A 21,600-nucleotide genomic window follows, 5' to 3' on the forward strand; every position below is an offset into this window, starting at 1 on the left:
CCGCTCCCTCCAGGGCTCGCAGGGTGCGCCAGCCCTGCTCCCAGCTGGCGTTCGCCGTGGTTGGCTCCTGGGGGGACAGGGGCCGGAAGAAGATCCTCACCCCCGGCAGCTGGTCCCCGAGGACCAGGGAGAACTCGAAAGGGGCCCGGCCGCGTGCCGCCTCGGGCTCGTCGATGTCCCGCGAGGTGCGCCGAGCTCAGCCGCCGAACAGCACGGCCACCGCGTCCCGGGCCGCGGCGGCGAACCCCGGCCCCAGGTCGAAAAGCCGTCCGAGGTACGTCAGTCCGCGCACGGCCCGCCCGCCGTACCCGGAGAGTTCGGGCAGGTCGTGCACGGCGACGGCCGGGTCCGCGCCGACGGTCATGCCGGCGCCCGGACGGCGGAGACGTACGGCGTCACATCGATGCCCGGGTACAACTCGGCGAGGCGACCGATGGTGTCCGCGGTCCAGTAGGGGTCGCCGGCCTCCGGGAACCCCAACAACTGCCGCTGCTTCGGGGACAGCTCGACCATCAACTCCTGGAAGTTGCCCCAGGCCGGCGACGCCGGCAGCATCGCCCACAGGCGCTTGCCGGCCCAACGGGCCGCCGCCGTGAATGTTGAAGAACAGCGCCAGCCGACGGCCGTGCCGGGCCCGGTAGGCCGAACCGCGGTGCACCAGGTCTCCGGTGAACAGCAGCAGGGAGCCCTTCGCTGCCTCGACGGGACGCTCACGCTCGTACAACGCGGGGTACTCGGTGCTGCTGTACGTGGCCTTCCGGACCGACGTGATCAGGGGTACTCCAAGGTCATCGGCGCGTCCCGCCACATAGGTGGGAGCGGTGTCGGCCGTCACGTCGGTGAGGTACACGATGCCGAACAGCCGCTGGTAGGCCCCGTCGGTCCGGGGCGGCAACAGACTGTTGACGGCCCATGTGTCGTTGTGCAGCGACTGGTCGTGCGTCCCGCCGTACGCGGTACCGTACTTGGCCTGGGCGAACGAGCTGGTCAGCAGCAGATCCTCGGTGCCCAGCAGGAGCTCGGCCACGTCGATGACGCGCGGGTCTAACGGCAGCCGGTTGAGGGCGTTGCTGGAGAACGGGAACGGGACCGCGTGCTTGAACGCGTCGACGTCGACGAAGCCGTCTGTGTCGCCTTCGGGATCGGGGAAGTATTCCTCGATGCCCGCGACGGCCTGATCGAGGTGCGCCCCGGTCAGGAAACCGGGGACCAGCGCGAATCCCCGTTCTGCTGTCTCTGCCGCCACCGCCGAGACGTCCATGCTCACGCCCTCCCCCCTTCGGCCTGGTCCGCCGCACCACGGCACCCGATCACGATGTTCTTCTGGAAACCGTCCAGCCGCAGCGACTCGCCGACCGGGCGGCCGTCCACCTCGATCCAGGCGTGTGCGGCGAACGGCACGAGGCTGACTCCCGACACCCAGTCCGGCCAGCGTCCGCGCAACCGGGCGAGGAGCGTCGCCGCCACCGACCGCTCCAGGCAGTACTGGCCCGCGCAGCGGCTGCTGACCGACACCACGTCACTGCGCGCACGCAGGGCCTCGGCGTACGACGCCGGCGCGGCGCCACGGGCGAGGACCCGCAGGACCCTCTCCAGCCGGTACGGCTTGCAGCAGGCGATGAGCAGTCGGCCCAGGCCGACCGCGAGCAGCGGAGCGCCCCTCCTGGGCGGCAGACGCCTATCGACGAGCCGGAGGTGCCTGACGCACCCGGAATGCCTCCGCGTCCCACGTCCCGTCCAGCCGCGGCGCGAGCCAGTCTGGTGCCGCCGCACGGAAGCCGGCCGGAGCCAGCGCCCCGGCGCCGGCGGGCACGGCGCCGAGGAGCGGGGCCCCGGCCACCTCCGGCAGGTCCGCGAGGTTGCACCGGGCGGCGAGGTCGGGCTCGCCGGGCCAGCTGCCGATGACGACCCCCGCCAGGTCGAGCCGCCGGGACCGTACTTCACGTGCCGTCAGCTCAGTGGTGTTCAGCGTGCCCAGTCCCGCGGACACCACGACCAGCACCGGCGCGGCGAGCAGCCCGGCCGCGTCGGCGAGGGTCCCGCCCGCCGCGTCGAACCGTACGAGCAGCCCGCCGGCACCCTCGACCAGCACCAGATCGTGCTCGGTGGCCAGCTTGGCCGCCGCTTCGGCGATCTCCTGCGGGTGCACCGGTGCCTGCCCGGCCCGCCGCGCGGCGGTGCCCGGCGCCAACGGCTCGGGATACCGGGCGAGTTCGGCCGCCGTGACGGCACCGGCGAGCCGCGCGACCTCGTCGGCGTCCCCGCGCTCGTCCGGCCGTACGCCGGTCTGCGCGGCCTTGAGCACGGCCACCGAACGCCCGGCCGCCCGTGCGGCGGCGGCAACCGCGGCCGTCGTGACCGTCTTGCCGACCTCCGTGCCCGTACCCGTGATCACCAGAACCGGCATGTCATCCCTCCCGCGCCGCGGCGCACACCGCGCGCCCGATCCGCGCCACGTCCGCGTCGTTCGTGACGTACGGCGGCATCGTGTACACCAGATCGCGGAACGGCCGCAGCCACACGCCCTCGCGCACCGCCGCCCGCGTCGCCGCGGCCATGTCGATCGCGTGGTCGAGCTGGACGACGCCGATGGCGCCGAGGACCCGGACGTCCCGCACACCCGGAAGGTCCGCGGCCGGAGCCAGCCCCTCCCACAGCCCCGTCTCGATCCGCTTGACCTCCGCCGACCAGTCCTGGCCGAGCAGCAGCTCGATCGAGGCGCAGGCCACGGCCGCGGCCAGCGGATTGCCCATGAACGTCGGCCCGTGCGCGAGCACCGGCACCTCACCCCGCGAGATGCCGTCGGCCACCCGCGAGGAGCACAGCGTCGCCGCCATCGTCAGGTAGCCGCCGGTCAGCGCCTTGCCCACGCACATCACGTCCGGCGCGATCGCCGCGTGCTCCGCCGCGAACAGCGCGCCCGTACGCCCGAACCCGGTCGCGATCTCGTCGAACACCAGCAGCACGTCGTGCGCGTCGCACGCCTCGCGCAGCACCCGCAGATACTCGGGGGAGTGGAAACGCATCCCGCCCGCGCCCTGTACCACGGGCTCGACGATCACCGCGGCCAGTTCGTCGGCGTGCCGTTCGATCATCGCGCGCAGATGGTCGGCGTACGACTCCTCGTACTCCGTCGGGGGCGCGTCCGCGAACACCTGACGGGGCAGCACCCCGGTCCACAGCTCGTGCATTCCGCCCTCGGGGTCGCACACCGACATCGGCTGCCAGGTGTCGCCGTGGTAGCCGCCGCGCCAGGTCAGCAGGCGCTGCTTGTGCGGCCGGCCGAGTGAACGCCAGTACTGCAGACACATCTTGACCGCGACCTCGACCGACACCGAGCCGGAGTCGGCGAGGAAGACATGCTCCAGACCGTCGGGCGACATGTCGACAAGGAGCCTTGCCAGGCGTACGGCGGGTTCGTGCGTGAGCCCGCCGAACATCACATGGCTCATCCGGCCGAGCTGTTCACGTGCGGCCTCGTCGAGCACCGGGTGGCGGTAGCCGTGGATCGCCGACCACCAGGACGACATGCCGTCGACCAGCTCACCCGAACCGTCCGCCAACCTCAGCCGCACCCCGCTCGCCGCCTCGACGACGAGCGGTTCCTGCCGGCCCGGCATCGGCCCGTACGGATGCCAGACGTGCTGCCGGTCGAGGTCCAGCAGCTCGGGCACGGTCAGCTCAGGCATTGGGCGCGAGGTCCGTTCCGGCTCCTCTGCGGCGCACGGCCACCAGGTCGGTGCGCGCCTCGGGGACCGTCTCGGCCGCCGACACCGACGCCGAGCCGCACGTCGAGGCGCAGCCGCCGGTCGCCCGGTGCTCCGGCAGCGTCACCTCGTCCGTGCCCTCCACCTCGAACCCGGCATCCGCGATCATCTCCAGGTCGGCCTTGCCGGCCTGGCCCTCGCTGGTGAGGTAGTCGCCGAGGAAGACGGAGTTGGCCAGATGCAGGGCCAGCGGCTGCATGGTGCGCAGGTGCACCTCGCGGCCGCCGGCGATGCGGACCTCGACGTCCGGGCAGACGAACCGGACCATCGCCAGGATGCGCAGGCATCGCTGCGGGGTGAGGTGCCACTCCTTGGCGAGCGGAGTGCCCTCGAACGGGATCAGGAAGTTGACCGGCACCGAGTCCGGGTCCAGCTCGCGCAGCGAGAACACCACGTCGACGAGGTCCGCGTTGCTCTCGCCCATTCCGGCGATCAGACCGGAACACGCCGACAGCCCGGCCGCGTGCGCCTTCTGGACCGTGTCCACCCGGTCGGCGTACGTGTGCGTCGTCGTGATGTCCGCGTACGTTCCTTCGGAGGTGTTGAGGTTGTGGTTGTACGCGTCCGCGCCGGCCGCGCGCAGCCGCTCGGCCTGGCCGTCGGAGAGCAGACCGAGGCAGGCGCACACCTCGACGTCCTCGTTCTGGTCCTTGATCGCCTTGATGGTCTCGGAGACCCGGTCGACATCACGGTCGGTCGGGCCCCGTCCGCTGGCCACCAGACAGACTCGCTTGGCACCCCCGGCGAGCCCCGCGGCCGCGGCCTGCGAGGCCTCGTCGGGCTTGAGCCAGGTGTACTTGAGGATGCCGGCCTTCGATCCGAGCCGCTGGGAGCAGTAGGAGCAGTCCTCGGGGCACAGGCCCGACTTGAGGTTGACGAGGTAGTTGAGTTTCACCCGTCGGCCGAACCAGTGGCGGCGCACCTTGCCGGCCGCGGCCACCACATCGAGCAGTTCGTCGTCGGAAGTGGCGAGGACGGCCAGTGCTTCCTCGCGGGTCGGCAGCTCGCGCCGAAGCCCCTTGTCCACGAGCGTGTTCAGCAGGTCCATGAGAGCCGATCCTGTCCTAAGGCACCACCTCCGGCCAAGGAGAGTTCGCACAGCTCTGGCAGTTCGTCGTGTGGGTATTGCCACACACTGAGCTGCGTTGCGTCCCGCTAGGGTCTGTGCATTACCTACAAAAGTCCCGGAGGACTCATGGCGTTCGGCTGGATCGACGAGCAGGCGGAACTGCGCCGCCGCGCCGGACTCGTACGGACCCTGCGCCCCCGCTCCGCCGACACGCCGCTGCTGGACCTGGCGAGCAACGACTACCTGGGCCTGGCCCGCCACCCCGAGGTCACCGAGGGCGCCGCGCGGGCCGCGCGCACCTGGGGCGGCGGCGCCACCGGTTCCCGGCTCGTCACCGGCACCACCGAGCTGCACGGCGAACTCGAACGCGAGCTGGCCGACTTCTGCGGCTTTGAGGCGGCCCTGGTCTTCTCCTCCGGGTACGCGGCCAACCTCGCCGCGGTCACCGCGCTCGCGCCGCACGGCTCCCTGATCGTCTCCGACGCCGGCAACCACGCCTCGCTGATCGACGGCTGCCGACTGGCCCGCGGTACGACACAGGTCGTCGCGCACGCCGATCCCGACGCGGTGCGCAAGGCGCTGCAGACACACGAGGGGCCGGCCGTCGCCGTGTCCGACACGGTCTTCTCGGTCGACGGCGACGCCGCACCGCTCGCCGCACTGGCCGAGGCGTGCCGCACGCACGGCGCCGGGCTGGTCGTCGACGACGCCCACGGCCTCGGTGTGCTCGGTGACGGCGGCCGGGGCGCCCCGTACGCGGCGGGGCTCGCGGGCGCCGACGATGTCGTCGTGACGGTGACGCTGTCCAAGTCGCTCGGCAGTCAGGGCGGCGCCGTGCTCGGCCCCGCCCGGGTGATCGACCACCTGGTCAACGCGGCCAGGACCTTCATCTTCGACACCGGCCTCGCCCCCGCGGCCACGGGCGCGGCCCTGGCGGCACTGAGGCTGCTGCGCCGTGAACCCGAACGGGCGGCGCGGGCGCGCGCGGTGGCGGGCGAACTGCACGCCCGGTTGACGGGCATGGGTCTGGAGGCGGTACGCCCGGACGCCGCGGTCGTCTCCGTGCGCGCGCCGTCCCCGGAGGGGGCCGTGCGTTGGGCGGCCGACTGCCGCGCCGCGGGGCTCGCCGTGGGCTGCTTCAGGCCTCCTTCCGTGCCCGACGGCATCTCCCGGCTGCGGCTGACGGCCCGCGCGGACCTCTCCGGGGACCAGATCGAACGCGCTGTACGTGTGATCGGCGAAACGCGACCATGAGTCGGCGTACCACGGCCGTGCATCACGCGATGCGGACCTGATCAGATTCGATCAGGAGGTGACGCTGGTCGGGGTGGTCAGGGATCGGTGCGCCTCACCGGAACGAGGCCGTGAATCCCGCCCAGCTCTCGGGAGAGAAGAGCAGCGCGGGTCCGGCCGGGTCCTTGGAGTCGCGCACGGCGAGCAGTCCGGCCCCCGGGCCGTGGTCCGGCCGGGCCGTCTCCACACAGTTGTTCGCTCCGGTGCTGTAACTGCTGCGCAGCCAGTGCACACCGAGCAGTCGAGTGCTGGAAGGTACGTTCCGAGGCAGTGCGGTCATGGTGCCTCCTTACGCGCCGTCACCTATCCCGGCGATGTAGTCCAACGAGTCCTCGGGCGAAAGGGCATGGAACTGAAGGACGTTGAAGGCCTCGGTGTAGGCCTCTACGTCTTCTTTCCGCTCGAGGTAGAGGCTACTCGTCAAGTGGTCGAGAACAACCACATCCAGATCAGAAGTGCTCGGAAATGAGAAGACAACGAAAGGTCCGGTGATGCCGATGTGGGCTCCGGCCGCGAACGGCAACACCTGGAGTCGCACTTGGGGCAGCCGGGCCGCCTCCACCAGCCGCTCCAGCTGCCGGGCCATGACATCCGGTCCGCCGACCTCCCGGCGCAGCACCGTCTCGTCCAGTACGGCGCTCAGCGCCAGGGGTGGCTGCGAACGCAGCACGTCCTGCCGGGCCAGGCGTACCTCCACCAGGGCGTCGAGCCGGTCCTCGTCCAGGCCCTCCACCGCGGCCCGGGTCACCGCACGCGCGTACTCGGGCGTCTGGAGCAGCCCGGGGACGACGGAGGTCTCCAGTGTGCGCATCGCGCTCGCCTGGGACTCCAGGCTGATGAAGTCCCGGTAGGTGGGCGGCAGCACCCCGCGGTAGGCGTGCCACCAGTGGTCCCGGCCGTGGCCGCCGGAGTCCGCCAACGTCATGAGCACTTCGCGGAGTTGGGAGTCCGTCACCCGGTAGGCATCCAGGAGTAACCGCACGTCGGCCGGTTTCACCCCGCTCGCGCCGGTCTCGACCCGGCTCACCTTCGACTGGTGCCAGCCCACGAGCCGGGCCGCCTCGCCGCTCGTGAGGCCGGCGCGGCTGCGCAGTGTGCGCAATTCGGCACCAAGTTTCCGACGGCGCACCGCGGGGCCGTGCTGCATGGGAGACTCCTTACTCCTTCTGAGCCGCCCAAATACGGTCTGCCGTCGCAGAGTTCACCGCTTCGAGCGACAGATATATGCATATCTTGGTGGATCGCCACTGTGACCGGCGCGGTAGTGGCAGTCTGGCGACGAAGCACCAGTCCGGGACCGTACTCGAACCATCCGCTCCGTGTCGGACTGCGGTCCCGTGGGAAAGGGACGACCTCGCCATGGCAGACCATCTGGAAGCATCCGTCACTCTGCCGAGCGATCCAGCCTCGGTCTCCGCGGCTCGCGGCTACGTGGTCAGCACCCTCGCGGAGTGGGGCCTGGCGCCGGACAGTGAGGTGGCCGACACCATCCGGCTCATCGTCTCCGAACTCGCCACCAACGCCGTACAGCACACCTTCGGCCAGTCACCCACCTTCACGGTGGACATCGAACTCGACCGCGACGAACAGCTGCGCATCGGCGTGACCGACAGTCACCCGCGCTTCCCCAAGCGGTTGCCGGCCGCCGTTCAGCAGGACAACGGCCGCGGCATGGTCATCATCCGCTGGCTGACCAACGAGTGCGGGGGGCGGCTGCGGGTGCGTCCCACCCGCGAGGGCGGCAAGACGGTCTCCGTCGAACTGCCGTGGACCGTTCCCGCGCGGCCGGTGCCGGCGGCGGGGCCGCAGGAGCCGTAGGGCGCGTCCACCAGGCAGCGCAGTGCGCCGCCCGTGCCCGGGTGCGTCATGGACGGCGCGGGCGGTCCCGGCCCTGCTCCAGGTGCAGGGCGGGCCGGGGCGCACGGGCGGGGCGGTGGCGATGCGTCAGGGCACCGCCGCCACCGCGCCCCAGGGGTCAGGAGACCCGGCCGTACCAGACGCTCCTCGTCCAGATCTTCTGCAGCCTGACCACGTCCCCGGTCTTCGGAGCGTGCCAGATCTTCCCCTTTCCGGCGTAGATCCCGACGTGGTAGACGCTGGACCCCGAGTGGAAGAACACGAGATCGCCGGCCTTGCGGTTCTTGGCCGAGATGTGGCGGGTCTTGTTGTACTGCTGGGCAGCCGTACGAGGCAGCTTCTTGCCGGCCTTCTTGTACGAGTACAGCGTGAGCCCGGAGCAGTCGAACCTGCGCGGCCCGGTGGCGCCCCACGCGTACGGGGAGCCCTTCTTCGACGCCGCGATCTGCAGCGCCTTGTGCGCCGGCGAGGCGGCAGCGGCCTCGGAGGCGACACCCGGAACCACGACGGAGCCGCCCACCGCGGCCAGGGTGAGGGCCGAGGCCGTACCGGCCCGGGCCATGAGTGACGGGACACGATTGAGCGCTGTCATTGCGCAACCCTTCGTCAGCCGCCTGTGAAGGATGACCTGTCGGATTCGGGCTGGCGAAGTGGCCCGGCCGCGTCATCGCGGCTTCACCCCAAGGGCTGCTCGGAACATGCGCTCCGGCGACCCGTCGTGCCTGGGTCCTCCACTCCTGCCGATCCACTCCTGTCGACCCGTCATCCGGGCGGCGGCAGGACTCGGCGTCCGCCCGGATCGCCCCGCCGCCGCGGCGGGGTCTTGTCGTCGTCACGGATCTTGACTCACGAATGTCCGAAAATCCCAACGGAACCGGGGTTTGTGTTGTTACTCACCACTCACCCGTTCGGGTGGACAGCCTGCTGTTCGAGCGGATGTCAAGGGTGCTGCGAGCCCCCGGACCAGCGCTGGAATGCTCTATTCCGCCCCGGAGGCATGTCTGTTGCGCAAGTGCAGCGGCTCCAAAAAAGTATGCTCGGATACTCCGGGCGGGGGTACGCCTTTTGGTCCGTTTCAACTCCGGCCCGGAGACGGCATCTTGAGGGTTGACGAGCCGGGCCGACTGGGGGTGCGTCAACTGTCGGAGCGCGGTGGAACGATGACCCGCGCCGTGCGGCGTTCGCCGTCCAGGACGCGCAGCGCCCGCGCGAGGGTCGGGGCGTGCAGCTCGGTCTCGCCCCGCTGGTGCATCAGTGCGAGCGCGTCGCGCAGTTCGACGGCCTTGCGCACCAGCGCCTGGGCGGCGCGCAGTCCACGGTAGGTGTCCCCTTCGTGGGCCGGATTGATCCGGCCGAGCAGGTCCACCACGTCCAGGTAACGGTCGATCACCTCGCCCTCGGCGCGGGTCAGTGCGGGCAGCGGCGGAAGTTCCGGTGGCAGCATCCGCGGCTCACTTCGCGCCGGACGCGGTGCGCGAGGCCTTGCGGCTGGGGATGATCCGGTCGATCAGGCCGTACTCCAGCGCCTCCTGGGCGGTGAGGATCTTGTCCCGCTCGATGTCCGCGCCGACCTGCTCCGGAGTCCGCCCCGTGTGCCGTACGAGCATCTCCTCCAGGCGGGCCCGGACGCGGGCCAACTCCTCGGCCTGGATGGCGAGATCGCTGGCCTGTCCCTCGATCGGCTCGGGCAGGCTCGGCTGACGGACCGCCACCCGGGCGCCGGGCAGCGCGTATCGCTTGCCCGGCGTGCCGGCGGCCAGCAGGACCGCGGCGGACGATCCGGCCTGCCCGAGGCAGATCGTCTCCACGTCGCAGCCCACGAACCGCATCGTGTCGTACACGGCCGACATGGCGCTGAACGAGCCGCCGGGGGAGTTGATGTACAGCGAGATGTCCCGGTCCGGGTCCTGGTACTCGAGGTGCATGAACTGCGCCATCACGTCGTTCGCCGACGTGTCGTCGATCGGCGTCCCGAGGAAGACGATCCGTTCCTCCAGCAGCTTCGAGTACGGATCCATCGTCTTGTGCCCGTAGCTCGTGCGTTCGGTGAACTCGGGCAGGGCGTGACGGGCGGACGGTCGGGTCATGGCGAACCCCCTCCTCGCGGCGGAAACCGGCTCCGGCGGAGCTGTCTGTAAAAAATGTACAGGATGTACGTGACGTTAGAATGGGGACATGGCCTACGAGATTCCGGTGACGCAAGCCAGGGCTGAGCTCGCCGATCTGATCAACCGGGTGGTGTACGGCGGTGAGCGCGTCGTCGTCACGCGGCACGGCAAGCCCCTCGTCGCCCTTGTCTCCGCCGCTGATCTGGAACGACTCGATGCGCTCGAGGCGGCCCAGGAGTCCCCGGAGGAGCAGGTGATCACCTCGGTTTCCGGCGTCCGCGAGGTCGCGTCCGCTCCCCGCGAACATCAGCGCTTCGGCATCGTGGCGGAGCACCGGGGGCCGAATCCCTCGTAACGGGGGTCCAGGGCGCGAAAGAGACCGTGCGCCCCGCTCCGCTGCAGCGGGGCGCACGGTCCTGACACGGCCGGGCGGTTGCTCAGCCGGTGACCACCGGTTCCCGGTCGGTGGTGAGTCCGCCCCTCTTCGGGCGGGCGGCCTGCAGCGCGCTGCCCAGCAGTACCGCGCCCAGGCCCAGCGCAGCCCACCAGGTGAGCGTCAGGGCGGGTCCGACCCAGGCCGCGCCGTCGAAGTACGACACCGAGCGCAACAGGGACGTCCCCGCTCCCGGCGGCAGCCACTGACCGATCGTCCCGGCCGGCTCGGGCAGCATCTCCGGCGCCGAGCCCGCGGCCGAGAACGGGTTGCCGAGCAGCATCACCACGCCCGAGGCGATGCCCACGCCGGCGGGGCCCAGGAGTGCGGCGAGCCCGGCGACGGCGCCACTTACGGCCAGCGTGGAAAGCCCGAGCGCGCCGGCCTCCGCCCACCAGTTCCCCGTGAGCACCTCCAGCCAGCTGTGCGCGATCGCCGCCGCGGCCACGCCGACGAGCGCCGAGGCGCCGAGCAGGGCGGCGACGGCCCGCACACCGCGCAGCCCGACCATGGTCACCGCCGCGCCCGCAGCGATCCCGGCCAGCGCCAGCGGCAGCACGCTCGCGTTCAGGGCCGCGCCGCGGGGGTCGTTCGAGGGAGCGGCCGCCACGTCGACCGTCCTGACCTGGGTCCCGTCGGCGGACGCCCGCTCGGCCACCGCCTGCTGAAGCAGTTGGGCGACCGCCGGGCTCGCGGCCGACGCGGTCAGCAGTTCGGGGCCCCGGTCGGTGACGACGACCGCGCCGTACACCGTCCGGTCCTCGATGGCCTCCCGGGCGGCGGCCTCGTCGGCGTAGCGGCGAATCTCGAACGCGCCCTCCTGCCGGGTCAGCTGCTGCTCGACCTGGGCCGTGGCGGCGGCCGGTCCCGCCACGCCGAGCGGCAGATCGCGCGGGGCGGTGCGAGCGGCGGGCCAGGCGAAGGCCCACAGGGCGAGTGTCGCGAGGAGCGGAACGAGGACGACTGTCGCGATCAGCCGGCGGGTGTGGATGTGGGCTGGCATGGACATGGGATCCCCCCTCGGATGGGATGACTAAAAAGAAGGATCGTTCGTTTTAACTGTTCTCCACCGTGCGTCCATTGGCGTCGCTTGTCAAGAAGGAATGTTCGTTTTAGGTTGGGGGCATGGCCCGCGTATCCCAGGAACACCTCGACGCCCGCCGCCGGCAGATCCTCGACGGCGCCGCCCTCTGCTTCGCCCGCAACGGGTTCCATGCCACGTCGATGCAGGACGTGCTGAAGGCGGTCGATCTCTCCGCGGGGGCCGTGTACCGCTACTTCAGCGGCAAGGAGGAGCTGATCGAGGCGATCGTCACCGAGGTGCTGTCCACCCTGGGCGACATCTTCAAGGGGGCGACCACGGAGAGCCCGCCGCCTCTGCCGGACGTGCTGGTTCTCAGGGTGCTGGAGCGCATGCGGGAGCTGCGGCCCCTCACGGTCGACGGCGAGTGGATGTTCCCCCGCCTGATGATTCAGGTGTGGACCGAGACCCTGCGCAACGAGAAGCTGGGGGCGGTGCTGACACCGGGCTTCGGCAGGGTCGAGGAGGCCTGGAGGCAGGTCGTCGAGGGCTACCGGGACGCCGGACTCGTGCCCGAGGACGCCGACGCCCGCGCCATGGCGCGCGTGATGATCGCCGTTGTGCAGGGCTTCGCCGTGCAGATGGTCCTCTTCGGCGACGTCTCGGAGGACACGCTGCGCGACGGGCTGCGGGCCCTGATGAGTGTGGGCGGGCCCGGCGCGGTCGGCGGACGGGACTCACAGCCGGTTTAACGTGTCGGAAACTCGCCGCGATTAGCCTGCCCATCCACGCCACCAGGGACTTTTCCCGGTGGCCGCGGCAACCGGGCCCCGCACGGCCCGGAGCGAGGATGTGAGGTGGGACGTGCAACTGACCCCGCACGAGCAAGAGAGGCTGCTGATCCACGTGGCCGCCGACGTGGCCGAGAAGCGCCGGGCCCGGGGGCTGAAGCTGAACCACCCCGAGGCAGTCGCCCTCATCACGTCGCACCTCCTCGAAGGCGCGCGGGACGGCCGTACCGTCGCCGAACTCATGGCCTCCGGACGCAAGCTGCTCACCCGGGACGACGTCATGGAAGGCGTCCCCGAGATGATCCACGACGTCCAGGTCGAGGCGACCTTCCCGGACGGCACCAAGCTCGTCACCGTCCACGACCCGATCGTCTGAGGGGCCTCGATGATTCCCGGAGAGATCCTCTTCGCCGACGGGCCGATTGCCTACAACGAGGGCCGCGAGGTCACCCGGATGACCGTCCTCAACGCCGCCGACCGGCCCGTCCAGGTCGGTTCCCACTACCACTTCGCCGAGGCCAACCCCGGCCTGGAGTTCGACCGCGCCGCGGCGCGCGGCAAGCGGCTGAACGTCGCCGCCGGCACCGCCGTGCGCTTCGAGCCCGGGATCCCCGTCGACGTCGAACTCGTACCGCTCACCGGCGCCCGTGTCGTGCCCGGACTGCGCGGGGAGACCGGAGGTGCCCTCGATGCCTGAGATCTCGCGTGCCGCGTACGCCGACCTGTTCGGCCCGACCACCGGTGACCGCATCCGGCTGGCCGACACCGACCTGGTCGTCGAGATCGAGGAGGACCGCAGCGGCGGGCCCGGTCTCGCCGGTGACGAGGCCGTGTTCGGCGGCGGCAAGGTCATCCGCGAGTCCATGGGGCAGTCGCGCGCCACGCGCGCAGACGGCACGCCGGACACCGTCATCACCGGTGCCGTGATCGTCGACCACTGGGGGATCGTCAAGGCCGACGTCGGCATCCGCGACGGCCGGATCACCGGCATCGGCAAGGCGGGCAACCCGGACACCATGGACGGGGTGCACCCGGACCTGGTGATCGGCCCGGAGACCGAGGTCATCGCCGGCAACGGACGGATCCTCACCGCCGGTGCCATCGATGCGCACGTCCACTTCATCTGCCCGCAGATCGCCGACGAGGCGCTGTCCGCGGGCATCACCACCCTCGTCGGCGGCGGCACCGGACCGGCCGAGGGCTCCAAGGCGACCACCGTCACTCCCGGCCCCTGGCACCTGGCCCGGATGCTGGAGGCGATGGAGCAGTACCCGCTCAACATCGGCTTCCTCGGCAAGGGCAACACCGTCTCGCACGAGGCGATGCTGTCCCAGATCCGCGGCGGCGCACTGGGCCTGAAGCTGCACGAGGACTGGGGCTCCACCCCGGCCGTCATCGACGCCTCGCTGACCGTCGCCGAGCAGACCGGCATCCAGGTCGCCATCCACACCGACACCCTCAACGAGGCCGGATTCGTCGGCGACACCCTTGCAGCGATCGCCGGCCGGGGGATTCACGCGTACCACACGGAGGGCGCAGGCGGCGGGCACGCACCGGACATCATGACGGTCGTCTCCCAGCCGCATGTGCTGCCGAGTTCGACGAACCCGACGCGGCCCTTCACCGTCAACACCGCCGAGGAACACCTCGACATGCTGATGGTGTGTCACCACCTGAACGCGGCGGTGCCGGAGGACCTCGCCTTCGCCGAGTCCCGCATCCGGCCGTCGACCATCGGCGCCGAGGACATCCTGCACGACCTGGGCGCCATCTCGATCATCTCCTCCGACTCCCAGGCCATGGGCCGGGTCGGCGAGGTGATCATGCGGACCTGGCAGACGGCGCATGTGATGAAGCGGCGGCGGGGCGCCCTGCCGGGTGACGGCCGCGCGGACAACCGTCGCGTACGTCGCTATGTCGCCAAGTACACGATCAACCCGGCGCTCGCCCAGGGCCTCGCCCACGAGGTCGGCTCCGTGGAGACCGGCAAGCTCGCCGACCTGGTGCTGTGGGAGCCGGCGTTCTTCGGCGTCAAGCCCCAGCTGGTCATCAAGGGCGGGCAGATCGCGTACGCGCAGATGGGCGACGCCAACGCCTCCATCCCGACACCGCAGCCGATCCTGCCGCGGCCGATGTACGGGGCGATCGGACGGGCACCGGCCTCGAACTCGTTCAACTTTGTGGCGCCGCTCGCCCTCGAGGACGGGCTGCCCGACCGGCTCGGGCTCGGGAAGCGGTTCGTGGCCATCGAGTCGACCCGCGGGGTGACCAAGGCCGACATGCGCGAGAACGGTGCGCGGCCCGAGGTGCGGGTCGACCCCGACAGCTTCGCCGTGCACATCGACGGGGAGCTTGTCGAGGCCACTCCGGCCGCCGAACTGCCCATGGCCCAGCGGTACTTCCTCTTCTGATGTCCAGGGCAGCGCTACTCGTTCTGGCCGACGGCCGGTTTCCCGCCGGAGGGCATGCGCACTCCGGTGGGGCCGAGGCCGCGGTGAAGGCCGGGCGGATCACGGGCGCCGCGAGCCTGGAGGACTTCTGCCGGGGGCGGTTGCATACGGCGGGGCTGGTGTCGGCCGGCCTTGCCGCGGCGGCCGCGCTCGGTGTCGATCCGGTGGAGCTGGACACGGCGGCGGATGCGCGGACGCCGTCGCCGGCGCTTCGGCTCGCCGCTCGGAAGCTGGGGCGGCAGCTCATGCGGGCCGCGCGGGCGACCTGGCCGTCGGGTGAACTCGACGCTCTTGCTGCGGAGTTTCCCAAGGGGACGCATCAGCCGGTGGTGCTGGGGGTGGCGGCGCGGGCGGCTGGGTTGGGGGCTGTCGATGCGGCGTACTGCGCGGCGTACGAGAGTGTGAGTGGGCCCGCTTCGGCGACGGTGCGGTTGTTGAGTCTTGATCCGTTCGACGCCACGGGGGTGCTGGCTCGGTTGGCGCCCGAGGTGGACCGGGTTGTGGATCGGGCGGTGGAGGCGGCTCGGGGGGTGGTCGACGACGGGGTTGATGCGCTGCCTGCGGGGTCGGCTCCGCTGTTGGAGATCGGGGCGGAGGTGCATGCCGGGTGGCCTGTGCGGTTGTTTGCGTCCTGAGGGGTTCTTCGCCTCCGCCGCCCTTCCCCTTCCCGCTACCAGGGGCTCCGCCCCTTCGACCCCACCAGGGGGCTGTGCCCCCTGGACCCCCCATCGGCCTGGACGGCCTCGTCCTCAAACGCCGGACGGGCTGAATGATGCCGACGTGCGCTGAAAACTGGAGCTGTTGCCATGCACCTTGACCACACCCACTACGACACCCCTGCCATCAGCGCCGATGCCCGCCGGCCCGACGGCAGTCGCCGTGCTCTGCGGATCGGGCTCGGGGGGCCCGTCGGGTCCGGTAAGACCGCTACCGTCGCCGCGCTCTGCCGTGCCCTGCGGGACGAGTTGTCGCTTGCCGTCGTCACCAATGACATCTACACGCGCGAGGACGCCGAGTTCCTGCTGCGCGAAGCCGTGTTGCCGCCCGAGCGGATCACCGCCGTGGAGACGGGCGCCTGCCCGCACACCGCGATCCGGGACGACATCTCCGCCAACCTCGAAGCGGTCGAGGACCTGGAGGACGAGGTCGGGCCGCTGGATCTGATCCTTGTCGAGTCCGGTGGGGACAATCTCACCGCCACCTTCTCCAAAGGGCTCGTCGACGCGCAGATCTTCGTGATCGACGTGGCCGGCGGTGACGACATTCCGCGCAAGGGCGGACCCGGGGTGACCACGGCCGACCTGCTCGTTGTCAACAAGACCGACCTCGCACCGTACGTCGGCTCCGACCTCGGGCGGATGGCGGCGGACGCCAAGGCGCAGCGGGCCGAACTGCCGGTCGTCTTCCAGTCGCTGAGGACCGAGGCCGGGGTGGGGGACGTCGCCGACTGGGTACGAGCGCAGCTCGCCTCATGGAAGGCGTGACCGTGACCGGTGTGCGGGCCACCGCGAGGATCAGCGCCCGTGAGGACGGCCGCGGCGGTACGGCCCTGCCCGTGCTGGAGGGCGAGGGACCGATCGCCCTGCGGCGTACGCGGGGGAGTGGCCCGGAAGCGTACGTCATGCTCGTCGGCGCGATGAGCGGGCCGCTCGGCGGTGACCACTTCACCGTGGAGGCCGACGTCGCGGACGGGGCCCGGCTGCGGGTCGGGTCGGCCGCCGCCACCATCGCGCTGCCCGGACAGGCCAAGGGTGAGGCCCGGTACGACGTGCGGCTCAGCGTGGCGGACGGAGGCGAACTGCACTGGCTGCCCGAGCAGTTGATCTCCGCGCGGGGCAGCGACCTGTACGTGCGCACCCGCGTCGAACTCGGACCGGCCGCTTCGCTGGTCCTGCGTGAGGAACAAGTGCTCGGGCGGGCGGGTGAGGAACCCGGGCGGCTCACCAGCCGTCTCTCCCTGCGGATCGCCGGGCGGATCGTCCTCGACCAGGAGCTGGCCTGCGGGCCGGGCGCACCGGGCGGCTGGGACGGTCCCGCCGGACTCGGGGGCCACCGCGCCGTCGGGCAACTCGTCGTCGCACGGCCGGAGTTCGAGCAGCAGCCGGTGCCGGCCCGGGTGCTGGGCGACGGGGCCGCGGTCGTACCCCTCGCCGGGCCGGCCGCACTGGTGACCGCCGTCGCACCGGACGCGCTGCGGCTGCGGCGGCTGCTGGACGAGGCGTTGGCCTCCCTGGAGTAGCTCTCCGTTCAGCGGGACGCCGTTCTCCGGTTATCGGATTGGCAAAGAACCGCAGTCGCCTCTGTTCTCAGCAACCTCACAGCGGACAGGATCACCCGTACTCATCCAAACGGCGTACGGGAGGCCCCACTTGAGGGACAAGAGACCGAAGAGGCGGACGGCGGCGCTCGGTTCGGCCGGAGTGCTCGTCGCGGCGACCCTGATAGCCGGTGCCGTCGCCGCGCCCACGGCCAGTGCGAGCGCCGAAAGCCGTCACGGTCAGGACCCCGAGGCCAGGGGCGTCGCGATCGCCGCCGCCCGCGCCGCGCAGACCGGGGTGAACTGGCAGGACTGCCCCTCCGACTGGGGGCTGGAGAAGCCCATCCAGTGCGGCTGGGTCACGGTGCCGCTCGACTACGCCAAGCCGTACGGCAAGCAGATCAGGATCGCCGTCGACCGGGTCGGCAACACGGGTACGGAGGAGGAGCGCCAGGGCGCCCTCGTCTACAACCCGGGCGGACCCGGAGGCTCCGGCCTGCGCTTCCCGCGCCGGGTGACCACGAACAGCGCCCTGTGGGCGAAGACGGCCAAGGCATACGACTTCGTGGGCTTCGACCCGCGTGGCGTCGGCAAGTCGGCGCCCATCTCCTGCGTCGACCCGCAGGAGTTCGTCAAGGCGCCCAAGCTGGACCCGGTGCCCGACTCGGAGGCCGACAAGCTCGCCCAGCGCAAGCTGGCCCGCGAGTACGCCGAGGGCTGCCAGGAGCGCAGCGGTGCGATGCTGCCGCACATGACGACGCCCAACACCGCGCGCGACCTGGACGTCATCCGCGCCGCGCTCGGCGAGAAGAAGCTCAACTTCCTCGGCGTCTCCTACGGCACGTACCTCGGTGCGGTCTACGGCACCCTCTTCCCCGGGCACGTGCGCCGCATGGTCGTCGACAGCGTCGTCAACCCGTCCCGCGAGAAGATCTGGTACCAGGCCAACCTGGACCAGGACGTCGCCTTCGAGATGCGCTGGCAGGACTGGCAGGACTGGGTCGCGAAGAACGACGCCACCTTCCACCTCGGTGACACCCGTGCCGAGGTCCAGGCGGAGTGGCTCGAACTGCGCGCCACCGCAAAGAAGGATTCCATCGGCGGGGTCGTCGGCCCGGCCGAGCTGATCGGCTTCTTCCAGAGCGCCCCGTACTACGACTCGGCGTGGGTGCAGGTCGCCACGGTGTTCAGCAAGTACGTCGCCGGTGACACCCAGGCCCTCGTCGACGCGGCGGCCCCCGACCTGTCGGACACCGTGGGCAACGCCGCCTCCGAGAACGGCAACGCCGTCTACACGGCGGTCGAGTGCGCCGACGCCAAGTGGCCGACCAGTTGGCAGAAGTGGGACCGGGACAACACCCGCCTCCACCGTGACCATCCCTTTCTCACCTGGTCCAACGCATGGATGAACCTGCCCTGCGCCACCTGGCCCGCCCGGCAGAACACCCCGCTGGACGTGAAGACCGGCAAGGGCCTGCCGCCCGTGCTGATCGTGCAGGCCGAACGTGACGCGGCCACCCCCTACGGCGGGGCCCTCGAACTGCACCAGCGCTTCAAGGGCTCCCGCCTGATCACCGAGAAGGACGCGGGCTCCCACGGCGTCACCGGCCTGGTCAATCCGTGCATCAACGACCGGGTGGACGCCTACCTCCTCACCGGCAGGCTGGACACGAAGGACGTGACCTGCGCACCGCACGCCACGCCCAAGCCGTGAGCAGCAGTCGTACGAGGTGAGGGGGCGGCCGGCGGCCAGCCGGCCGCCCCTTTGCTACGCCCGGTCGAGCCAGGCGTCCTCGGCCGCGTAGTCGAAGAGGTCGCCGTACGCCTGCACCATCTTCGGGTACGCCTCCCGCCAGTCCCGCCCGGAAAGCTGGCGTTCGATCCACTCGACCGTCTCGGGGAGTGTCTCGGCGTACCGCACCACCGGGCGGTACCCCAACTCCCGCTGTGCCGCCGACATGTCGCACACCACCGGGACCGGGACCGACCACGGGCTGTCGCCCACGGTCGGAGCCGGCGGGGGACCGTCGACGAGGACCGTCTCGGTCTCCGTGCCCATCACGGTGTCGATCGCCGCGGCGATGTCCGCGACGGTCGGTGCCTCGTCGTCGCAGGCGTTGAGCACCCGGGAGGCGGGTCGTGCCGCGGCGAGGCGGACGAGTTCGGCGAGGGTGTGCACGCTCACCGGGTGGAAGCGGCTCTCACCTCCGTAGGCGAGGACACGTCGTCGGCGATCGTCCAGGTTGCGCTTGACGAAATACAGCTCGCGGGGGGTGCGGCAGTGCGGTCCGTGCACCGCGCCGGCGCGCAGCAGGGTGGTGGGCAACTGCTCGCCGACCGCGAGCAGTTCACGCTCCAGGGCCGCCTTGCGGGTGCTGTACGACGTGTCGCCGGGCGGCACCGTGCGCTGGGTCTCCGGCAGCGGCACCGGGTACTCGGGGAAGCCGTCCGGTTCGGCCTGTGTGTCGAAGTTCCGGCCCTTGTCGTCCTCGTACACCGACACACTGGAGATCACCACCGCCGAACCGACCCGCCCCGCCATGGCGGTCAACTGCCGTGCGTGCCGGTCCCCGAACGCGACGATGTCGACCACCAGGTCGCAGTCCTCGCCGATCACCGCGGCCAGTGCCGCGTCGTCCTCCCGGTCCAGCCGCACGGTCCGCACCTCGTCGGGCCACGACTCGTCCCGGCCCCCGCCCCGCGACGCGGCCGTCACCGCCCAGCCGTCCCGCGCGAGCGCCCGCACGGCCGGGCGCCCGATCTGGCCCGTCGCTCCGATCACCACAGCACGTTTCATGAGGCGACCCTAGGACGGAACGACCCGGCAGGCATGGGAACTTGGCCCACAGCAGAGCTCAACCGAGCGGCATCCGCGGGAACCTGCGCTCCCGCTCCGCCCGGGCCGCGGCCTCCTCCGCCTTGACCACGGCCGCGTACCGGTCGACGTACTCCTGCCCGGACAGCGACAGGATCGCGTACATGATCTCGTCGGTGACGGCGCGCAGGATCGCCTTCTCGTTCTCCATGCCGGCGTAGCGGGAGAAGTCGAGGGGCTCGCCGAAACGGATCACGACGGGGTGGATGCGCGGGACGACCTTGCCCGGCGGCTGGGCCTCGAAGGTGCCGATCATCGCGCAGGGGATCACCGGGACACCGGCCTTGAGGGCCATCACCGCGACACCGACCTTGCCCTTGTAGAGGCGGCCGTCGTGCGAGCGGGTGCCCTCCGGGTAGATGCCGAGCAGCTCGTCCTTGCGCAGCACGCCGAGACCTTCGCGGATCGCCGCCTGGCCCGCGTCCTTGCCGGAGCGGTCCACCGGGATCTGCCCGGCGCTGCGGAAGAAGAACGCGGTGAGCCGGCCCCTGACGCCCGGGCCGGTGAAGTACTCGGCCTTGGCGAGGAAGGTGATGCGGCGCTTGAGGATCGCCGGCATCAGGAAGTGGTCCGAGAACGACAGGTGGTTGCCGGCGACGATGGCCGGACCCGACGAGGGCACGTGCTCCAGTCCCTCGATCCGGGGCCGGAAGACCAGTCTGAGCAGCGGTCCGAGAAGTACGTATTTGAGCAGGTAGTAGAACAACGGGTGGCTCCTCACTCCGTCGGTTCGGCTCACCGCCGCGTTCTCGCAGCTCAACCGGCATGTCGTGAGGGTTCAGTTTAGGTGCAGGCGTGGTCATGGGGAACCGGTGCGGCCCCCGGACGCGGGCTCGGTCCGTCGCAGGTCAGGGCTGTGCGGTCGGAGCGTGCGGTAAGGGTCCTTCGACCGAGTGGGGGACGGACCGTGCGGGAAGGGCCGTCGGTGCCGGTGTGGCCGGGGCGGGATCCGTCGGTTCCGTCGTCAGCTCGGCCCAGACGATGCGCCCGTCGCGGTGCGGGGTGCCCCGGACTCCCCAGTCGTCGCACAGCACCTCGACCAGGAGGAGTCCACGCCCGCTCTGGTCGTCGGGACCCGGTTGCCGGGGTGCCGGGAGAGTGGGCCCGCGGTTCTGGTCCTCGACCTCGATACGGACGCGGCCTGCGGTGGCGTGCAGTCGGCACACGATCCGCTCGCTCGCCGAGTGCATGACAGCGTTGGTGACGAGCTCGGAGGTCACGACGAGGGCGTTGTCGCGGGCCTCGGCGCCGATGTGCCATGCGGTGAGCGTCTCGCGCACGCTTCTGCGGGCGGCGCCGACCGACTCCGGGGCCGCCGGCAGGACGAACGTGTGGCTTCGACGGGGAGCGGGGTCCCCGGAGGCGAGCCGGTCGGGGCCCGAGGGCCCGGGGAGTCGACCAGGATGCTGCTCGCCTCCGGGTGGCTGTGGGGGGTGCGGCGTCTGTGCCGGCCGGAGGGGAAGCCCGGCACCGGGCAGGCGCGCAAAGGGCTCGGCGCCGGACGGCCGAACGGTCCGCCCCGGCAGTCGGCCGTGAAGCTCGTCCTCGGGCAGTCTGTCCAGCGGGTGGGGGAGGGAGGACGGAGCCATCGCCGTACGCCTTTCATGTGCCGTGCGGACGTCGGGTGTCGTCGCGGCTCTGTCTCCCCCAACTGGACCGAGCCGTCACTCTCTTCGGCT

Annotated in this window: 25 protein-coding genes and 1 riboswitch; of the genes, 11 read left to right on the forward strand and 14 right to left on the reverse strand. The window is 71.2% G+C overall.

Going from position 1 to position 21,600, the window contains the following annotated elements; genetic code table 11:
- Positions 1-196: 196 nt before the first annotated feature.
- The 5 genes from ACKTSN_RS40765 to bioB are packed head-to-tail and all read right to left on the reverse strand — an operon-like array spanning position 197 to position 4,815.
- Positions 197-1,261, reverse strand: a complete 1,065-nt coding sequence (locus ACKTSN_RS40765; RefSeq protein ID WP_409475041.1) for a phytanoyl-CoA dioxygenase family protein — start codon at positions 1,259-1,261, stop codon at positions 197-199.
- Positions 1,262-1,263: 2 nt separating this feature from the next.
- Positions 1,264-1,773, reverse strand: coding sequence for a lasso peptide biosynthesis B2 protein (locus ACKTSN_RS40770; RefSeq protein WP_409473661.1), 510 nt, complete (start codon positions 1,771-1,773; stop codon positions 1,264-1,266).
- A complete protein-coding gene (gene bioD / locus ACKTSN_RS40775; protein WP_409473662.1) occupies positions 1,679-2,407 on the reverse strand; it encodes a dethiobiotin synthase in 729 nt (242 codons plus the stop codon). Before bioD ends, ACKTSN_RS40770 begins: the two co-directional genes overlap by 95 nt.
- Position 2,408: 1 nt before the next feature.
- On the reverse strand, positions 2,409-3,689 hold the full coding sequence (locus tag ACKTSN_RS40780; protein ID WP_409473663.1) for an adenosylmethionine--8-amino-7-oxononanoate transaminase: 1,281 nt from the start codon (positions 3,687-3,689) through the stop codon (positions 2,409-2,411).
- The gene (gene bioB / locus ACKTSN_RS40785; RefSeq protein ID WP_409473664.1) at positions 3,682-4,815 is read right to left on the reverse strand and encodes a biotin synthase BioB; all 1,134 of its coding nucleotides are present in this window, start codon (positions 4,813-4,815) and stop codon (positions 3,682-3,684) included. Before bioB ends, ACKTSN_RS40780 begins: the two co-directional genes overlap by 8 nt.
- A 147-nt stretch (positions 4,816-4,962) precedes the next feature.
- Here bioB and ACKTSN_RS40790 point away from each other — a divergent pair, with 147 nt between their 5' ends.
- Positions 4,963-6,090, forward strand: a complete 1,128-nt coding sequence (locus ACKTSN_RS40790) for an 8-amino-7-oxononanoate synthase (RefSeq protein WP_409473665.1) — start codon at positions 4,963-4,965, stop codon at positions 6,088-6,090.
- A gap of 94 nt (positions 6,091-6,184) precedes the next feature.
- On the opposite strand, the gene ACKTSN_RS40795 is transcribed toward ACKTSN_RS40790, so the two are convergent.
- On the reverse strand, positions 6,185-6,409 hold the full coding sequence (locus tag ACKTSN_RS40795) for a DUF397 domain-containing protein (RefSeq protein WP_385509014.1): 225 nt from the start codon (positions 6,407-6,409) through the stop codon (positions 6,185-6,187).
- Positions 6,410-6,418: 9 nt separating this feature from the next.
- Entirely contained in the window at positions 6,419-7,276 is an 858-nt protein-coding gene (locus ACKTSN_RS40800) for a helix-turn-helix domain-containing protein (RefSeq protein WP_409473666.1), read from the reverse strand.
- A gap of 212 nt (positions 7,277-7,488) precedes the next feature.
- On the opposite strand from ACKTSN_RS40800, the gene ACKTSN_RS40805 reads away from it, so the two are divergent.
- The gene (locus ACKTSN_RS40805) at positions 7,489-7,947 is read left to right on the forward strand and encodes an ATP-binding protein (RefSeq protein ID WP_409473667.1); all 459 of its coding nucleotides are present in this window, start codon (positions 7,489-7,491) and stop codon (positions 7,945-7,947) included.
- A gap of 157 nt (positions 7,948-8,104) precedes the next feature.
- On the opposite strand, the gene ACKTSN_RS40810 is transcribed toward ACKTSN_RS40805, so the two are convergent.
- The 3 genes from ACKTSN_RS40810 to ACKTSN_RS40820 form a co-directional block, all read right to left on the reverse strand.
- Positions 8,105-8,578, reverse strand: coding sequence for a C40 family peptidase (locus ACKTSN_RS40810; protein WP_409473668.1), 474 nt, complete (start codon positions 8,576-8,578; stop codon positions 8,105-8,107).
- A 4-nt stretch (positions 8,579-8,582) separates the two neighbouring features.
- A riboswitch (cyclic di-AMP (ydaO/yuaA leader) is annotated at positions 8,583-8,772 on the reverse strand.
- 349 nt (positions 8,773-9,121) lie between these two features.
- A complete protein-coding gene (locus ACKTSN_RS40815; RefSeq protein ID WP_385509008.1) occupies positions 9,122-9,430 on the reverse strand; it encodes a hypothetical protein in 309 nt (102 codons plus the stop codon).
- A gap of 7 nt (positions 9,431-9,437) precedes the next feature.
- Positions 9,438-10,073, reverse strand: a complete 636-nt coding sequence (locus ACKTSN_RS40820) for an ATP-dependent Clp protease proteolytic subunit (RefSeq protein WP_409473669.1) — start codon at positions 10,071-10,073, stop codon at positions 9,438-9,440.
- A gap of 88 nt (positions 10,074-10,161) precedes the next feature.
- Here ACKTSN_RS40820 and ACKTSN_RS40825 point away from each other — a divergent pair, with 88 nt between their 5' ends.
- The gene (locus ACKTSN_RS40825) at positions 10,162-10,449 is read left to right on the forward strand and encodes a type II toxin-antitoxin system Phd/YefM family antitoxin (RefSeq protein WP_409473670.1); all 288 of its coding nucleotides are present in this window, start codon (positions 10,162-10,164) and stop codon (positions 10,447-10,449) included.
- Positions 10,450-10,531: 82 nt separating this feature from the next.
- On the opposite strand, the gene ACKTSN_RS40830 is transcribed toward ACKTSN_RS40825, so the two are convergent.
- The gene (locus tag ACKTSN_RS40830) at positions 10,532-11,536 is read right to left on the reverse strand and encodes an ABC transporter permease (protein ID WP_409473671.1); all 1,005 of its coding nucleotides are present in this window, start codon (positions 11,534-11,536) and stop codon (positions 10,532-10,534) included.
- A 116-nt stretch (positions 11,537-11,652) separates the two neighbouring features.
- On the opposite strand from ACKTSN_RS40830, the gene ACKTSN_RS40835 reads away from it, so the two are divergent.
- From ACKTSN_RS40835 to ACKTSN_RS40870, 8 genes are all read left to right on the forward strand, one after another.
- Positions 11,653-12,300, forward strand: a complete 648-nt coding sequence (locus tag ACKTSN_RS40835; RefSeq protein WP_409473672.1) for a TetR/AcrR family transcriptional regulator — start codon at positions 11,653-11,655, stop codon at positions 12,298-12,300.
- Positions 12,301-12,412: 112 nt separating this feature from the next.
- Complete coding sequence (locus ACKTSN_RS40840) at positions 12,413-12,715, forward strand: urease subunit gamma (RefSeq protein WP_224738826.1); 303 nt, start codon at positions 12,413-12,415, stop codon at positions 12,713-12,715.
- Positions 12,716-12,724: 9 nt separating this feature from the next.
- Complete coding sequence (locus tag ACKTSN_RS40845; RefSeq protein ID WP_224738827.1) at positions 12,725-13,036, forward strand: urease subunit beta; 312 nt, start codon at positions 12,725-12,727, stop codon at positions 13,034-13,036.
- Positions 13,029-14,750: an urease subunit alpha gene (locus tag ACKTSN_RS40850; protein ID WP_409473673.1), complete on the forward strand. Its 1,722-nt coding sequence runs from the start codon at positions 13,029-13,031 to the stop codon at positions 14,748-14,750. The genes ACKTSN_RS40845 and ACKTSN_RS40850 overlap by 8 nt, the downstream gene beginning before the upstream one ends.
- On the forward strand, positions 14,750-15,424 hold the full coding sequence (locus ACKTSN_RS40855) for an urease accessory protein UreF (protein ID WP_409473674.1): 675 nt from the start codon (positions 14,750-14,752) through the stop codon (positions 15,422-15,424). The genes ACKTSN_RS40850 and ACKTSN_RS40855 overlap by 1 nt, the downstream gene beginning before the upstream one ends.
- Before the next feature lie 171 nt (positions 15,425-15,595).
- Complete coding sequence (gene ureG / locus ACKTSN_RS40860; protein WP_409473675.1) at positions 15,596-16,273, forward strand: urease accessory protein UreG; 678 nt, start codon at positions 15,596-15,598, stop codon at positions 16,271-16,273.
- Entirely contained in the window at positions 16,261-17,028 is a 768-nt protein-coding gene (locus tag ACKTSN_RS40865) for an urease accessory protein UreD (RefSeq protein ID WP_409473676.1), read from the forward strand. Before ureG ends, ACKTSN_RS40865 begins: the two co-directional genes overlap by 13 nt.
- Positions 17,029-17,158: 130 nt before the next feature.
- Positions 17,159-18,760: an alpha/beta hydrolase gene (locus ACKTSN_RS40870; protein ID WP_409473677.1), complete on the forward strand. Its 1,602-nt coding sequence runs from the start codon at positions 17,159-17,161 to the stop codon at positions 18,758-18,760.
- Positions 18,761-18,814: 54 nt separating this feature from the next.
- Here the strand turns inward: ACKTSN_RS40870 and ACKTSN_RS40875 are convergent, their stop codons facing one another.
- The 3 genes from ACKTSN_RS40875 to ACKTSN_RS40885 form a co-directional block, all read right to left on the reverse strand.
- Entirely contained in the window at positions 18,815-19,843 is a 1,029-nt protein-coding gene (locus tag ACKTSN_RS40875; RefSeq protein ID WP_409473678.1) for an NAD-dependent epimerase/dehydratase family protein, read from the reverse strand.
- Positions 19,844-19,901: 58 nt separating this feature from the next.
- Positions 19,902-20,627, reverse strand: coding sequence for a lysophospholipid acyltransferase family protein (locus ACKTSN_RS40880; RefSeq protein WP_409473679.1), 726 nt, complete (start codon positions 20,625-20,627; stop codon positions 19,902-19,904).
- A 142-nt stretch (positions 20,628-20,769) separates the two neighbouring features.
- Complete coding sequence (locus ACKTSN_RS40885) at positions 20,770-21,510, reverse strand: ATP-binding protein (RefSeq protein WP_409473680.1); 741 nt, start codon at positions 21,508-21,510, stop codon at positions 20,770-20,772.
- Positions 21,511-21,600: the final 90 nt, after the last annotated feature.

The sequence above is a fragment of the Streptomyces flavusporus genome (genome assembly GCF_046267975.1).
GTDB lineage: Bacteria > Actinomycetota > Actinomycetes > Streptomycetales > Streptomycetaceae > Streptomyces > Streptomyces flavusporus.

What these genes read in the sequence shown, in the direction of transcription:
- ACKTSN_RS40885 (WP_409473680.1), bottom strand. Translation starts at nt 21,510, where the DNA reads ATGGCTCCGTCCTCCCTCCCCCACCCGCTGGACAGACTGCCCGAGGAC.
- ACKTSN_RS40790 (WP_409473665.1), top strand. Translation starts at nt 4,963, where the DNA reads ATGGCGTTCGGCTGGATCGACGAGCAGGCGGAACTGCGCCGCCGCGCC.
- ACKTSN_RS40795 (WP_385509014.1), bottom strand. Translation starts at nt 6,409, where the DNA reads ATGACCGCACTGCCTCGGAACGTACCTTCCAGCACTCGACTGCTCGGT.
- ACKTSN_RS40820 (WP_409473669.1), bottom strand. Translation starts at nt 10,073, where the DNA reads ATGACCCGACCGTCCGCCCGTCACGCCCTGCCCGAGTTCACCGAACGC.
- ACKTSN_RS40825 (WP_409473670.1), top strand. Translation starts at nt 10,162, where the DNA reads ATGGCCTACGAGATTCCGGTGACGCAAGCCAGGGCTGAGCTCGCCGAT.
- ACKTSN_RS40835 (WP_409473672.1), top strand. Translation starts at nt 11,653, where the DNA reads ATGGCCCGCGTATCCCAGGAACACCTCGACGCCCGCCGCCGGCAGATC.
- ACKTSN_RS40815 (WP_385509008.1), bottom strand. Translation starts at nt 9,430, where the DNA reads ATGCTGCCACCGGAACTTCCGCCGCTGCCCGCACTGACCCGCGCCGAG.
- ACKTSN_RS40800 (WP_409473666.1), bottom strand. Translation starts at nt 7,276, where the DNA reads ATGCAGCACGGCCCCGCGGTGCGCCGTCGGAAACTTGGTGCCGAATTG.
- ACKTSN_RS40780 (WP_409473663.1), bottom strand. Translation starts at nt 3,689, where the DNA reads ATGCCTGAGCTGACCGTGCCCGAGCTGCTGGACCTCGACCGGCAGCAC.
- ACKTSN_RS40855 (WP_409473674.1), top strand. Translation starts at nt 14,750, where the DNA reads ATGTCCAGGGCAGCGCTACTCGTTCTGGCCGACGGCCGGTTTCCCGCC.
- bioB (WP_409473664.1), bottom strand. Translation starts at nt 4,815, where the DNA reads ATGGACCTGCTGAACACGCTCGTGGACAAGGGGCTTCGGCGCGAGCTG.
- ACKTSN_RS40805 (WP_409473667.1), top strand. Translation starts at nt 7,489, where the DNA reads ATGGCAGACCATCTGGAAGCATCCGTCACTCTGCCGAGCGATCCAGCC.
- ACKTSN_RS40875 (WP_409473678.1), bottom strand. Translation starts at nt 19,843, where the DNA reads ATGAAACGTGCTGTGGTGATCGGAGCGACGGGCCAGATCGGGCGCCCG.
- ACKTSN_RS40765 (WP_409475041.1), bottom strand. Translation starts at nt 1,261, where the DNA reads ATGGACGTCTCGGCGGTGGCGGCAGAGACAGCAGAACGGGGATTCGCG.
- ACKTSN_RS40810 (WP_409473668.1), bottom strand. Translation starts at nt 8,578, where the DNA reads ATGACAGCGCTCAATCGTGTCCCGTCACTCATGGCCCGGGCCGGTACG.
- ACKTSN_RS40850 (WP_409473673.1), top strand. Translation starts at nt 13,029, where the DNA reads ATGCCTGAGATCTCGCGTGCCGCGTACGCCGACCTGTTCGGCCCGACC.
- ACKTSN_RS40865 (WP_409473676.1), top strand. Translation starts at nt 16,261, where the DNA reads ATGGAAGGCGTGACCGTGACCGGTGTGCGGGCCACCGCGAGGATCAGC.
- ACKTSN_RS40830 (WP_409473671.1), bottom strand. Translation starts at nt 11,536, where the DNA reads ATGTCCATGCCAGCCCACATCCACACCCGCCGGCTGATCGCGACAGTC.
- ureG (WP_409473675.1), top strand. Translation starts at nt 15,596, where the DNA reads ATGCACCTTGACCACACCCACTACGACACCCCTGCCATCAGCGCCGAT.
- bioD (WP_409473662.1), bottom strand. Translation starts at nt 2,407, where the DNA reads ATGCCGGTTCTGGTGATCACGGGTACGGGCACGGAGGTCGGCAAGACG.
- ACKTSN_RS40845 (WP_224738827.1), top strand. Translation starts at nt 12,725, where the DNA reads ATGATTCCCGGAGAGATCCTCTTCGCCGACGGGCCGATTGCCTACAAC.